Raw genomic sequence first — 16,290 nt, forward strand, 5'->3', positions numbered from 1 at the left:
GTTATTATCGTATATGTTCGATAATATCTAGCTCCTTCGCTAAAATGGTATAGTGATCACAATCAATCTCTATCCATTTTAGCTGCGACAGGTTATCCAAATAAGTATCGATGTTATTCAAAGTATATTTTTGTGATAACTCATGGCTCCGATGTGTGTGTTTGGCTTTAAAAAAGACAATTTGGCTAGTTTTCAGCTTCGCCGATAAATGTTGAGTAACGAGCTTATTGTCCACTCGAACCATTGACTCCAACTTATCACTTAGATGTTCAGGTATATTAAATCGATTTTTGACGTCATTAAGATCAATTGGACTGACATCAGCATTCAAATCGCCCGGATTTAATAACCAAGTATCTAACAGATAGATTTTAATATTTTTAATACCCCGACTTTCAAGCTGGATTGCCATTTCTAAAGCAATGTTGCCGCCTAGTGACCAGCCAAGCAAGGTAATTGGTTCACCTTTTTTAACCACTTTATCCAAATAATCAAGGTAATATTGTGCCAAAACCTTAAGATCATCAATGCGATCGTCGTGATACAAATTATAAGAATCCACACCAAAACAGCTATATTTTGCTGATAATTTATTGGCCAATGACATATATACATCACATCCACCTAAACCTGGATGAATCATGAACATTTTGGGTTTATCGTTAGCGATATTAAACTCAACAATTGGATTAAATTGCTGCTGAGCTGTGGCGATTTTAGTTGCCAATTCACGAATCGTTCTGACGGAGAGAATATCAACCAAACGTAATTTGATTTTTAACGTATTATTAATACGGTTATTGAGCATCATAGCTAAAATACTGTTGCCACCTAATTTAAAGAAACTATCTTGCATACTGATATCTTGGGCTGCAATCTTCAAGATATTGCCAAATATCTCGGTCAATGTTACTTCAATACTGTTTTCTGGCGCAACGTATTCGACTTTATCGGTCAGTTCTGGTTTTGGTAAAGCTCGTCGATTGAGCTTACCATTGGAGGTGATTGGGAGCTCAGATAGATGAATAAAGGCCGATGGCACCATGTAAGCGGGCAATGTTTCATGTAAATGCGCCTGTAATAACGGACTATCAATCTCGTTATCAGCCAAATAATAAGCAACCAAGAATTTACTTCCTGAGGCTTGCTCATGCGCAATAACAATGCTGTGCTTAACACCGGCATATTGCGTTAAACGCGCTTCAATTTCACCGAGTTCAATTCTAAAACCACGAATTTTGACTTGGAAATCATTACGACCTAAATACTCAATATTACCATCACTTAACGCTCTTACCAGATCGCCCGTTTTATAGATCCGGCCATTATATTGCTGCGCTTTTTCTGTAGCAGTTTGGAATGGATTGGTAATAAAACGTTCATTGGATAATGGCACATTGTTTAAATAGCCTCTTGCCACATTATCACCGCCGATAAATAGCTCACCAATACCACCAATCGGCACTGGCTGTAACAATTCATTGAGAACGTAAGCGGAAGTATTGGCAATCGGTTTACCGATGAGGACTTGTGCAATATCAGGGTTGTTACAATCGTAGTACAGCACATCAACTGTTGCCTCTGTTGGGCCATATAGATTGTGAATTTGACAAGATGGCATCAGTTTTTGACATTTTTTGACTTCATATAAGTTCAGTGCCTCACCACTGCAAAACAGGTATTTTAAGCCCTGAACTTTTGGCTGCAAATCAGGCTGAGCTTCTAATGTTTCAACAAAAGCAACTAACATAGATGGTACAAAATGTAATACCGTAATCTGTTCACTTTCAATTAACTCAGACAAATAGACGTTGTCTTTATACAGCTCAGAGTGCGCAAATACAATGCAAGCGCCATACCAGTTGGCCCAAAATAGCTCCCACACAGAAACATCAAACGTATAGTTAGTTTTTTGTAAAATATGGTCTTGCTCGGTAATGGGATATTCATTATGCATCCATACAATACGGTTAACCGCGCCTTGATGTTCTAACATAACCCCCTTAGGATTGCCAGTCGTACCACTGGTATAAATCACATAAGCTAAATTTTTTGGCTTAGCCCATGGCGCAGGGTTACTCGTTGGGTATTGACTAAGCATGCGGCTCGTTTGCAGAGATTGCAAATTGAGCGCAGCTTGATCTGTTGAGACTAATGGTTTGACTTTGTCATAGCTTAAATCTGTCGTTAAGACCACTTTTGCTTGAGTATCACAGAGCATATAACCAATACGATCTTCAGGCGCATTAGGATCCATTGGTACATACGCCCCGCCCGCTTTCAAAATAGCTAAAATACTAATTAGCATATATTTACTGCGTTCAAGGCATAATGCGATAAGATCATCGGGCTGAATATCAAATTGTTCACGCAAATAATGAGCCAATTGATTGGCTTGTTCATTAAGTTCTTGATAGGTCAAACGATCGCTTTCATATACTAATGCCAAATTATTTGGCGTTCTTAGCACTTGCCTTTCAAATAATTGATGCACAGTCACATCGGTTGGATAATCACAGCGCGTTTTATTCCAATCAAAGATCAATTTTTGATAAGTCGCGGTATCAACCAAACTCAGTTCAGTCAATGGCTGTTGTTGCTGTTTCATCTTCATAAACTGCTGCAAAATACCTTGGTAAACCGTGATATAGTGCTCAATAGTCGCTTGGTTATATAGTTTAGTCGCATAATTAAATAAACCCGATATAACTGGTTTTGAATCATCTAGCATCACTGTCATATCAAATTTAGCTGTTTGATAATGGGTATGATCACTTTTATAAATTTCCAATAGCTTATCCTCTTCACCACCTTGCGAAGATGAGCCAAAGGATTGTACACCAAACATCACCTGAAAAATCGGATGCCTAGAAGCATCTTTTTCAACTGCCAATACGTCAACCAAACGTTCAAATGGCAGATCCTGATGATCCTGAGCTTGCTCTACCAACTGACTGGTTTGTGAAATAAAGTCAGTTAAACTTGTCTTTGGATCAATACATTGGCGCAAGGCTAATGTATTAACGAAAAAACCTATCGTGTTTTCAATGCCTTGATGATGTCGTCCTGCAACTGGTGATCCAACCACAATATCTTTTTGATTACTAAATGAACTGAGTAGTAAATAAAAACCACTGAGTAACACCGAATAGACACTAACATTCAATTCACTGGCCAAACGACGAATTTGTTTGCTTAGTTTCACATCAAATGTAAAGGCGACATCTGCCCCACTGTAATCAATTTGCAATGGTCTAACATAATCAGTTGGTAAGTTTAGTGGTTCAAAATGCGCTAACTTTTGTTGCCAAAACTGTAATTGCTCATCAAGGACTTTACCTTGTAAATAGTTACGTTGCCATAAGGCAAAATCTTTATACTGCACTTCAACTGGGGGTAAATTATAACTTGCAACAAGGGCACTATTGCCTTGCGCTATAAGCATAAAATAGCGATATAAGTGAGTAAACTCATTAATAAATAAATCTACAGACCAACCATCAAACGCAATATGATGAATCACGATACTCATATAATCATTATCTGCAAACGAGTAATGATTAACTGAAATTGGAAACTCGTGAGCCAATGCAAAAACTCGATGTACATGACAATGAATTGCTTTATCTAGCGCCTCTTGGCTATGACAATTTATCGTATTGATGGTTATAGGCATTTGCTCTAAACTGACGACTTGTTGATAGCCTACATCATCTTGATTGGTTTTAATTAAGGTCCGTAAAATCTCATGGCGTTGCATAATGGCTTGAATTACTTGTTCAACGACAGGGAGTTGAGTTTTAGGTAATAACTTAAACACCAGCGGAATATTATAAGCATTGCTACCACCTTCATAACAATCAATAAACCATAATCGCTCTTGTGCAAAAGATAATCGTTGATCTTGTTCATCAACAACCGGAATGATGGTGATGGTTTGGCACTGATCGTTACTAGCATCAACGTACTGAGCTAATGCCTGTACCGTGCGATAGGCAAAAATATCGGCAACACGTATAGCACGATCAAAAATGCGTGCAATATTATTTGATAACTTAATTGCCAAAATACTGTTACCACCTAACCGGAAGAAGTCATCTGTGATACTCACGGACGAAACATCAAGTCCTAATAATGTCGAAACCTCGTTCACTAATTGCAGCTCAGTACTTGTCTGTGGCGCAACATAGTCTGTTTGCATCACAAAATCGGGAATCGGCAGTGCTTTACGATCGACTTTACCATTGATGTTCACTGGCATCGCGTGTAAATGCACAAAGGCAGCGGGCAACATATATTCTGGTAGTGATTGCTGTAAATAGTCACTAATTACAGCTTGTTCAAGCTGACTATCAGCAACATAGTAAGCTGCTAGGTATTTATTTCCAGCTCGATTATTCAATGCAAGAACCAAAGCTTGCTTGATCTGTGGATGGCTAATTAAGCGCGATTCAATTTCACCTAATTCAATTCTAAAGCCACGGATTTTAACCTGAAAATCATTACGTCCAATATATTCTATATTACCATCTGGTAAGTGACGGACTAAATCTCCCGTTTTATAGATTCGACCATTATAGTTTTGAACTTGCTCTTCAGACGTCTGGAATGGATTACAAATAAATGATTGTTTAGTGCTATCAGGATTATTAAGATAGCCACGACCGACACCTGCTCCCCCAATGTACAGTTCGCCAGTCACACCAGGTGGAACAAGGCGCAAATGCTCATCAAGTATATATAAAGTGACATTGTAAATTGCTTGCCCTAAATTAGTATTGAGATCATCTTTACGATAGTGATGCGCCATGGCCCACACGGTGGTTTCGCTAGGACCGTAAACATTAATAAGTTTAACGCCTTGTTGACAATAACGCTGCACTAATTCCGTGCTAATAGCTTCGCCCCCCACCGTCAGAACGGGCAGTTGCAATGCCATGTCTTGATCAAGTAGTGCTGGCGGGATAAAGGCAAAATCGATACGATTATCCTCAATGTACTGCGCTAACGCCATAAAATCGAGGCGTTTAGATTCGGATAGAATATGTAAATTATGCCCATTTAATAACGCATTATAAATTTCAAACGCATGAGCATCAAAAATATAGTTTGAATACCAAAGCACATTTTTCTGACTTTGCTTTGTCTCATCCGGTTCTAAATCTAAAATAGCTTGCTGCACAGTAGCTAAATTCGAGATACCATGATGTTCAATCATGACGCCTTTTGGCTGCCCGGTCGTACCACTGGTATAAATTATATAAGCCAGGTTGTTAGCTTGGGTTGTAGTGTCGATGTTGTTATGATCACATTGTGCAACCATTTCAAGTACATTTGGCTGATCCACCGCAATAATCGTCGGTTTCTTCTCGGTATTAAGTGCAGATAGATCGGTCTGGTAATGTGCATGAGTTAATATGCCTTTAGCCTGTGTATCATTAAGTATTAATTCAATACGCTCAGCTGGCGTACTTGGACTAATGGGTACATAAGCCGCCCCTGCTTTTAATACCGCCAATATACTGATAATCATATAATGTGATTTATCCAGATATAAAGCAATGAGATCATCGGGGTATATCATAATTTGCTGTCGTAAGTAATTTGCCAACTGATTAGCTTGCTCATTAAGCGATTGATATGTTAAGGCGACTTGCTCATAAACTATCGCAATATGATGAGGCGTTTTTTGAACCTGCTCCTCAAATAACTCACTCACCAACTTATGCCGCTCAAATGGCACAATATTATGATGGCTATTGCTAACAAGTAACTGCTGCTTCTCTGCTTTAGTCAGTAAATCTAACGCTTTTATGTCAATTGTGGGATTTTCAATTAACTGTGTCAAAGTCAACACGATTCCCTGTAATAAGCGCTCAATCGCAGATTGGCTAAATAATTCACCCGCGTATTTGATTTTAACGGTGACCTCACCATCTCGATCAAAAGCAACTACGCCTAAAGGATAATCAAGCTTCTCTTTGCCTTCTTTAAATACAAAGGTCAACTGCTCTTGATCACTTTGTGAAATAGGATAATTCTCAAACACAAATAATGAGTTAAATAATCTTGTACCAGCCTTTTGTAATTCAATTAAGTTGATGTTACTGTGATTGTTGACATCGTTAATCTGTATTTGTAACTTTTTGATGTGATCGATTACGCTATCATTAGTGTGCGTCAAAATGACCGGAAGCGTATTAATATATAAGCCAACAGAGTTTTCTATGCCATCAATCGGTAGATTGCGCCCAGATACCGTCATACCAATTACGGTTGTTGTTGCATTCCCAAACACACTGAGTTGTTGATGCCAACAATACTGTATTAATGCATTCAAGGTAAATCCGTTATGCTTACATAATGCTTTAAGCTGACGACAAAGTTCAGGTTTAAAGACAGTTGCGATCTCTTGTGGATCTTCAACTAATTTATGTTCACTTAAATTTATGTGACGCACGTTAGGTTTAAGTAGGCTTGCTAGATTTTCTTGTTCCAATTCAATATTCAGGTAGTTTTGCCAGAATAATTGCGTCTCATGGATCTGAGTTTGTAAAAATGACTGCGCAGCTAAATAGCTTTTATCTGTCTCAGGTGCAAGAACTTGATGATTTAACAGCGCCAAGTAATTATGATGCACATCATTTAATAAAATGGGTAAACTCCAACCATCTAAAATAGCATGATGATTGTTAAATAAGCAGCAAAAATCATTTTCAGCACGCTTAATCAGATAAATTCTGAACAAATTACCTTTAGTTAAATCATAACTGATCAGCTCATCTTGCTCGACTAACGCATTGATACTTAACGATTGCTGCGCTGGGTTGAGTTCACTGAGATCAATAAATTGCCAATCAAATCCTGACTGTTTATCGATAATTTGAATCAGTTCTTCATCCCATGAAAAACGTAATCGCAGTGCTGGATATTTTGCTTGAGTTAATTGCCATGCTTGTTTAAGCAACTCCGCTTTTATGGGATTATAGTAATCCCATATCATTTGAATACGGTAGGCATTATCTAGCTCACCTTGAGCGGCAGCATGATAAATGAATCCTTGCTGTAAACTATTAGCCGGAAAAATCGCCTCAACTTCCCTATCCATTTGTAGAGAATTTAATAATATTGGTGAAATAATCTGATTGATATCTGCTTGTGTTAAATAGGTACGATCGCACTGTGTTAATTGATGGATCAAATGAGCGAGCTGTTCGCTAAATATCATTGAAAAGCGCTCACCTTGCTCAGCACTAACATAGCCTGTTATCGTGAATTGTAATTGTTCATCAATAATTGCCCCATTTAGTGATAAAAAGTCAGTAGTCCGATTGCGGCTTGACATTGACAATCCACTCTCTTCATCACTAAATCGCCATTGGCAAATTTGTTGAGAACGATTTGATTGAGAACTATCAAATTGACCTAAATAATTAAAACAGATAGCGGGTAGCGCCTGATCAATATAACCAATTAAAATACCATAGCCAATACCATGATGAGGAATCGATCTTAATGAATCCTTAATCGAAGCCACATTTTGCACAACATTATCATTAGTCGCGACAAGCTTAACGGGGAACATACTTGTAAACCAACCGACAGTATTATTAATATCGATATCATCAAAAAGATCTTCGCGTCCATGTCCCTCTAATAATACATAGTGCTCATCATAATTAAACGCTAGCTTCAAGCTTTGGGCTAATGCAGTTAATAAAATATCATTAATTTCAGTACCATATGCTTGATTTGCCTGACAAAGTAACCATTGTGTTTGTACGTTTGATAATTGAATTTTAGTGTGATACAGCGAATCGGTTCGGTAATGATTAATATGTTCATGATAGCTAGGTAAATCGGCTAATACCGTTTGCCAATAAGCCTGCTCATGATTTGCCAAAGGTAAATAATCTTGCTGCTGATTTACCCATTGCCGATAACTCGTGCCTTTATTACCTAAAATAGCCTCTGCGCTCATTGACGGATCAAGTACTGATTGTTGTACAAAAAATTGATAAATCGTTTGTAAATCATCTTTGATGATACGCCAACTCACCGCATCAATATTTAAATGGTGCACCGCAACATGAATACGCGCAGAATGATCCGCATAACCAGTTAAATAACCAATGTGACACAGTAACCCTTGATTAAACTTGAAATGGCTTTGCCAATCGGTCAGTAATTGAGTGATTTTATCCGCCGAGTATCCCGCAATATTTGCTACGTCAAAGGGAAGTTCATCAGGTAATGGCTGATAAGAAGGTGTTTGACTATGCTCATAAGTCATACGTAACATATCGTGATATTCAAGTAACTTAACAACGCTAAGCTTAAGTAAATCAATATCTAGTTCGGGCACATGCAGCAAAAATGATTGATTCCAATGTGCAAAGTCAGGTAATTTCCCTTGCGCAGCATCACGAAAAAACCATTGCTGAATGGGGGCAAGTGCCATAGAACCGTCGAGTATTCCTTGCTCTGCTTTAATTGTGATTGGTGGCGTGTTTTTATTACCGCTGACAAAATCACTCAGCGCTCTTACGGTTCTGAAATTAAAAATCTCTTTTATCGATAAATAATAACCAAGCGACTGTTTAATTCGATTTGCAAGTTGAATACTGCTGATACTATCACCGCCAAGCTTAAAGAAATCATCATCAATACTGATTGTATTGGCATCAAGTCCGAGTATTTTCGCGAAAGTTTGGCAGAAAATCACTTCGGTATCATTGCTAGGGGCAGTATAACTCTCATCATTGGTCAATAATGGGATTGGTAATGCTTTACGATCCATTTTACCATTCATATTCATCGGCATTGCATCAAGATGAATAAACACAGCGGGTAACATATATTCAGGTAAAGATTGCTGTAAATAAGCAACTAAGTTTACGTCATTCAATGGCTGCTTGGCCACATAATAAGCTGCAAGATACTTTGTACCCGCACCGGTATTTAATGCTAACACCGCTGCTTGCTGAATATCTGGATGACTAACCAAACGCGCCTCAATTTCAGTCAGTTCGACTCGAAAGCCACGAATTTTAATTTGGAAATCGTTACGACCGATATAATCTATATTGCCATCGGCTAAATAACGCACCAAATCACCCGTCTTATAAATCTTGCCATTATAGCCTTGCTCTTTTTCCGCAAGAGTTTGAAATGGATTTTGAATAAAAACTTTACTGGTGAGTGCATTATTATGCAAGTAACCCCGCCCAACTCCAGCGCCACCAATATACAATTCACCTATTGCGCCCATGGGTACAGGGCGATGGTATTCATCTAAAATATACAGTGAAGTGTTTGTCAACGCTTTACCGATCGGAACGCTATGATCGAATGGTTGTTTTGCGTGATTTGTTAGATAGGTTACAGCAAATGTTGTCGTTTCAGTTGGGCCATAAGCATTAACTAATTTTACTTGAGGGTAAAGCGAACGAAATTTATTAACATGTACAGCAGACAATGCTTCTCCACCGACTAAAATATAATTTAATTGCTTCAAGTTTGTTAATTCATAGTCGACTAGTGCATTGAAAAAGGTTGTCGTAGCAAAGAAGTTAGTGATTTTTTTATCACAAATTAATTGATCAAATTGCGCCAAATCTAAAAATACGTCTTTAGCAGCAATGACAACACATGCACCATTAAGCAATGAACCAAATATATCATACGTCGAAGCATCAAACTGATAACCAGAGATACTCAGTAAACGATCGCTACAATCAATTTCAGTATAATTAGCATTAATCACTAAGCGATTAATATTGTGTTGCTCAATTAGTGTGCCTTTTGGTTTTCCTGTGGTGCCACTGGTGTAGATGACATAGGCTAAATCAGCTGGCGTGGTTTTTGTTTGCACATTTTCGATCGAATAACGTTGTAGATTATCAATAAAATCACGCTGATTGAGTGCAAGAACCGCTAAGTCGGGCATTAATCGAGCTAATTTATCCCTGTAAATGCTTTGCGTTAATACAGCTTTTAACTGCGCATCTTGCATAATAAACTCGTTACGCACATCAGGTGCATTCGGATCCATTGGCACGTATGCCCCACCGGCTTTAAGAATCGCTAAAATACTCACCACGATGAGTTCTGAACGCTCAAGATAGAGCCCAATTAAATCATTGGGTTTAATATCAAACGTCTCTTTTAAATAATGTGCTAGCTGATTGGCTTGCTCATTGAGTTGTTGATAAGAGAGCTCAATATCATTAAATATCACCGCCGTATTATGTGGTGTTTTTTGTACTTGTAGTTCAACTAATTCAGCAATAGTGTGTTTATTCGCATAAGGATGATTGGTTTCATTCCAATCAAAAATTAACCGTTGATAAGTATTTTCATCAATTAAACGCAAATCTGCTACCGGTTGTTGCCGCTGACATAGCCGAGTAAACTGTTGTAAAATACATTGATAAATCGTAATGTAATGATGTATGGTTTGCTCATGATATAACTTAGTTGCATAATTAAATAAGCCTGATATAGTCGGTTTAGAGTCATCGAGCATGACCGTCATATCAAATTTTGCTGACTGATGAATATTGTCACTTTGATATAATTTAACTACCTGAGCAATATCGCCCTGACTGACCGAAGAGCCAAATGATTGTACACCAAACATAACCTGAAAAATGGGATGCCTTGACGCATCTTTCTCAATTGCTAACGCATCGACCAAGCGCTCAAAAGGTAAATCCTGATGGGACTGAGCTTGTTCAACTAACTTGCTGGTTTGTAAAATAAAGTCTGTTAAACACGCCTTAGGCTCGATCGATTGCCTTAATGCCAAGGTATTAACAAAAAAGCCTAAGGTATTTTCAATGCCTTGATAATGTCGACCTGCAATGGGTGAACCAACTACAATATCTTTTTGATTACTAAATGCACCGAGTAACAAATAAAAACCACTCAATAGCACTGAATAGACGCTAACATTTAACTCATTAGCTAATGAGCGGATTTGCTTACTCAAAGCAGCATCAAGCTCAAATCGAATATCTTGTCCATGATAATCAATTTGCAGCGGCCTAACATAATCGGTAGGTAAATTTAGTGGTTCAAAACCAGCTAATTGTTGCTGCCAGAACAGTAATTGCTCAGCGATGACTTCACCTTGTAAATACTCACGTTGCCATAAGGCAAAATCTTTATACTGGACTTCAACTGGCGCTAAAACAGAATTTGTACTCAGAGCATAATCATCGGCACAACACATTGAAAAGTGTTGATATAAGCGGAAAAATTCATCGAAAAACAGATCCGTCGACCACCCATCAAAAGCCACGTGATGAATAATTATACTCATGTAATTATCACTTGCCAGTCGATAATGATTTACCGAAATAGGAAATTCTTGTGCGAGTGAAAAGACTCGATTTACATGTGCATAAATTGCTTTATCTAGTTCGGCTTGATTGGCACAATCAATCGTATTGAGCGTAAATGGTGTGAGCTGTAAATCAATAACGTGTTGATACCCAATACCCGCTTGATTAGTTTTAATTAAAGTTCGTAAAATCTCATGGCGCTCAATAATCGAATGTAGGGCTTGCTCTACAAATCGCATATTAGTGCCCGGTAACAATTGAAAGACTAACGGGATATTATACGCATTACTGCCACCTTCATAACAATCAATAAACCAAAGGCGTTCTTGTGCAAAAGACAGTAATTGTTGTTGAGGATTATCAATCGGCATAATTGTAATTGACTGGCGTTGTTGATTGTTACCATCAATAAATACGGCTAATGCTTGTGCGGTGCGATAAGTGAAAATATCTGCAACTCGCACTGCACGATTAAAGGCGCGTGCGATTTTACTCGATAACTTAATCGCCAAAATACTGTTACCACCTAAGCGGTAAAAGTCATCGATAATACTTACAGAGGTTTGCTCAAGTCCCAATATTTCAGCGATAATCGCAACTAATTGCTGTTCACTTTGGGTCGTTGGTTTAACATAATCGGTTTGACGTTGTAATGATGGTACTGGTAGCGCCTGACGATCGATCTTGCCATTAATATTAACTGGCATCGATTCAAGATAAACAAATGCCGATGGTACCATGTATTCGGGTAACGTTTGCTGTAAATAATCAGCCAGTTCATCTTGTAAAAGCGGGTTATCAGCTACGTAATAAGCGACCAGATATTTATGACCGGCACCATGATTTAAGGCCACGACCAATGCCTGCTTGATTTGAGGATGAGTCATTAAACGAGATTCGATCTCGCCTAATTCAATTCTAAAACCTCGAATTTTAACCTGAAAGTCATTACGTCCAATATATTCAACATTACCATCGGGTAAATAACGCACCAAATCTCCCGTTTTATAGATGCGATTATTATAGCTGCGCGCTTGTTGCTCTTCAGTCTGAAATGGATTATCGATAAATACTTTATTTGTCATTTCTGGATTGTTTAAATATCCACGTCCAACACCTGCACCGCCAATATAAAGTTCACCAATACAGCCCTTTGGAACCGGGCGACAGTTTTCGTCTAAAATATATAGCGTAGTATTTGACAAAGGTTTACCAATTGGTACGTTATGCATAAATGCAAAACGGCTTTGGTTTGCCAAATACGTCAAAGCAAAGGTTGTTGTTTCTGTTGGGCCATAACCATTAACCAATTTTACGTGTGGATAGCGTTTAAGAAATTTATTAACGTGCACGGCCGAAAGCGCTTCACCACCGGCTAAAACACAACGTAACCGCGCTAAATTAGGTAACTGTGCATCAACTAATGTATTAAAAAATGTCGCGGTAGCAAAGAAATTAGTAATGTTATGTTGTTCAATTAATTGATTAAATTTCTCCAAATCAAGGAAATTATCTTTCGTTGCAATCACAACTGCTGCGCCATTGAGTAAAGCACCAAAAATTTCATAGGTTGAAGCATCAAACTGATAACCGGCAATGCTAACGATACGATCAGATTCATTAAGTTCAACAAAATTGGCATTAATAATCAATCGATTGATATTATGCTGCTCAATTAGCGTACCTTTTGGATTGCCCGTCGTACCACTGGTATAAATTGCATAAGCTAAATCGTTAACCGTTGTGTTAACAGCTACATTGTCAGTTGAATAATTGTGTAACATCAAGTTAAATTGCGAACAATTAACACTGATCACAGCTAAATCAGCCACTAGAGTTGATATTTTTTTAGCATAATTACCGAGTGTTATCACTGCTTTCAAGTTTGCATCTTGTATAATAAAGCTATTGCGCTCATCAGGAGCATTGGGATCCATCGGTACATAGGCGCCACCAGCTTTAAGAATGGCTAAAATGCAGACAATAATATGTTCTGAACGATCGAGATAAAGACCAACTAGCTCATTGGGTTTTATATCAAATTCAGCTTTTAGATAATGTGCTAATCGATTCGCTTTAGCATTAAGCTCGGCATAAGTGAGCTCTGTCTGTTCAAAAATAACCGCTGTATTGAATGGCGTTTTTTGACATTGTTCTTCGAATAATTGAGCAACAATTTTATCTTGTTCATACGGTTTTTCTGTTTGATTTAGCTCATAAACCAGATGTTGGTAGGCATTTCGATCGAGCAACTCAATATCGTTGATTGCAACATGAGCACGATCACTGGTTAAATAATCCAGTAATGTGAGAAAAAGTGATTGATAAAGCGCAATAAATTGTTTAACTAAAGAACCATCTAATTGCTGCTCATTAAATTTTACACGGTAATTAAGTTGATGATTATGTTCTTCTTGCTCAAATACGAGCTTGTTAGATAAATCGATCTGAAACTCGTGATTAACACACTCATCGGCGATGCCGTCAAGATTCAGTCCGTGATCCCTGAAAAACGTTTGTACAAAAGCAACATCAAGAATATTCGAATTTTCAGCATATTGCATGATGTCATAAATGGGTAGATACTTCGCACCAGTTTGCTTAACCTCTTTATGATAATTTATCACATCGTCAATAACGCTTTGTAATGTTGAGTGGTGTTTGAAATGATAAACGACAGGGATTGTATTGACATGTGCGCCATATAATAATGCTTTCCCTTCATTAAGAACAATAGGATATACAAGTGGAATATCAGATTGATTAGCCATTTTATGTAATAATAGCGCCAAAACCAGTTGACCAAACATATACGTTGTCATTTTATATTGCCGGCGCAAGGTTCTGATCTTTTTATTGATTTGTTCATCGTAGCTAAATAGATACTCGGTGATAAAAGGCTTGAATTCATTTGAGTTATCTGACGAGATTTTGGGAGATTTTAAGAAAGTTAAATCAATATTTTTAACCTCTTTTAGCTGTTTTTGCCAAAAATCTGTCATATGCCGTTTCTGTTTTGCCATTATGTCATCAAATGTATCATTGAGCTGTTGATGTAGTTTGGTCTGTTCATCAATACTTGGAACAACATAATCAATGCTATTATAGTTTTGGCTAATTTTAGTCCAAAACTCTTGCGTGCTCACACCATCAACCATAATATGATGGAAACTAAAAATAACACGATAACGCTGCTCACCTAAATTAATCACATCAACGCGTGCTGGCGTGCTATTTTCTAAATCAAATGGTGCAGATACAAGCTGATTAATTTCATCATTGCTTAATGGATAATCATGATAAGTAAACAATTCGTTTATTGGTGTACGGCCTTTAGGCTGCCAAAATATCCCATCGGCTTGATTTGAAATGGTATGGCAAGAAATAAAATGTTCGTGAATCAACTTCTCAAAACTATCCATCAATCTTTGCAAATCGATTTCGCCAGAGATGATATTGTCGGCGACAATATTATAGTCTGTTCTTGATGGATTTGATAACCACTCGTAATAAAAAATAGATTGGTATGGCGTTAATTTTACTTTTTGCATATTTTTACCTGTCAGTTTCAATAATCCATAATTTTACAAATCTAGCCATAACAATTGCGAAGCTAGTTTGTTTATCCAAGTATTGTGTCGTTTTATCGTAATGATTGTGTAATCTAATGTAATCTCTTAATCAAGATGATTGATTTATCTATTATTTCAATATTTGGATATATTATATCGATAATCGAAATAAGTAAATCATCACACTAATTAGTATTATTCAATATCAAACATAAAATGTTATATTACAATTAGTTATAAAATTGTATTTCTATAATTTAATTTATCGCTCCAAGCTTATTTACAATTGTAAAAATAGAAATAGTATTGATTAAAGATGAAGAAAAGATGGGTTGTTTAGTGCCTACTGAAACGATTAAGCTTGATTAATCAAGATAATAGACGGGCAGTGTGATAACTTTGGTAAATTAAGATGAGTTTGAGAGTGTGTCACAAAATGTATCAATCAATAGTGATATAAAAAAACCCGATATAGATCGGGTTACTATCTGTATATACAAATTAGCTATGTGTGATATTGCAATTATTTTTATCTAATTTTGTTTACCAAAATCAATAATATTGCCTTTTTTATCAAAAACATAATAGCTTGGTGGTAACGTTAATCGGAAATTATCATTCAGTAATTTGATACCGCTATGACTCTCGTCAGAATATAAGCCTGTCAAATTTTTAATACCGGGCACCTCTTCTTCTGCCAATGTCCAAAGCACATCACCAGAAAAAAGATCTATCATTTCTAGTTGATACCCAGATTTAACTTTATTTTTAACAATGATATTATCAGTATCAACATATAAAATTGCAGCATCAATAGATAATGGTCTTAGACTTAAAAGTGACAAATTAGCAATAATTTTACCACTTGATTTATCATAACCAAATAATTCACCACCAATCTTTTCGACTCTAAGAATATTTTGATCACTGTCACTATGATTTTGCGTCATAAAATCTGCCCGCAGTAATACACTATTTTGTTCATCTAAATCTTGGTATATTACATAAGCAGTACGAGGTGCTTGTGAACCTTCAGTTAACTGATTAGCATTATCTGTCAGGTAATTATGCCCAGTTGACATTGTAAATTTTTGGATTAATAAAAATACCCCACCAAAAATAACAAAACCCGTTACCAATATTAATAACAAATTGGTTGATTTTTTTGGGAGAGTTGAACTAACAAGTAATCCATCAACCTCGGTGCTACCATAATAACGATTACCGCATTGATTACAATGAAAAAAATTTTCTGCAATGCGATTTATTTGTGTACTGCTACATTTAGGGCATTTTAAGTTTTTTATTATCTTTACTGCCATACAGGATTGACCACGCTATGAAATCTTCGGAGGGTTATTTTAGCAATC

The 16,290-nt window shown here is 37.0% G+C and carries 2 protein-coding genes; both read right to left on the minus strand.

Annotation, left to right across the window (positions count from 1 at the left end):
* Positions 1–4: 4 nt before the first annotated feature.
* Positions 5–14,899: a non-ribosomal peptide synthetase gene (locus tag DES39_RS03825; RefSeq protein WP_121144421.1), complete on the minus strand. Its 14,895-nt coding sequence runs from the start codon at positions 14,897–14,899 to the stop codon at positions 5–7.
* Between the two features lie 554 nt (positions 14,900–15,453).
* A complete protein-coding gene (locus DES39_RS03830) occupies positions 15,454–16,242 on the minus strand; it encodes a hypothetical protein (RefSeq protein WP_121144422.1) in 789 nt (262 codons plus the stop codon).
* Positions 16,243–16,290 lie beyond the last annotated feature (48 nt).

This window comes from Orbus hercynius (genome assembly GCF_003634275.1).
In the GTDB taxonomy this organism is placed as follows: Bacteria; Pseudomonadota; Gammaproteobacteria; order Enterobacterales; family Orbaceae; genus Orbus; species Orbus hercynius.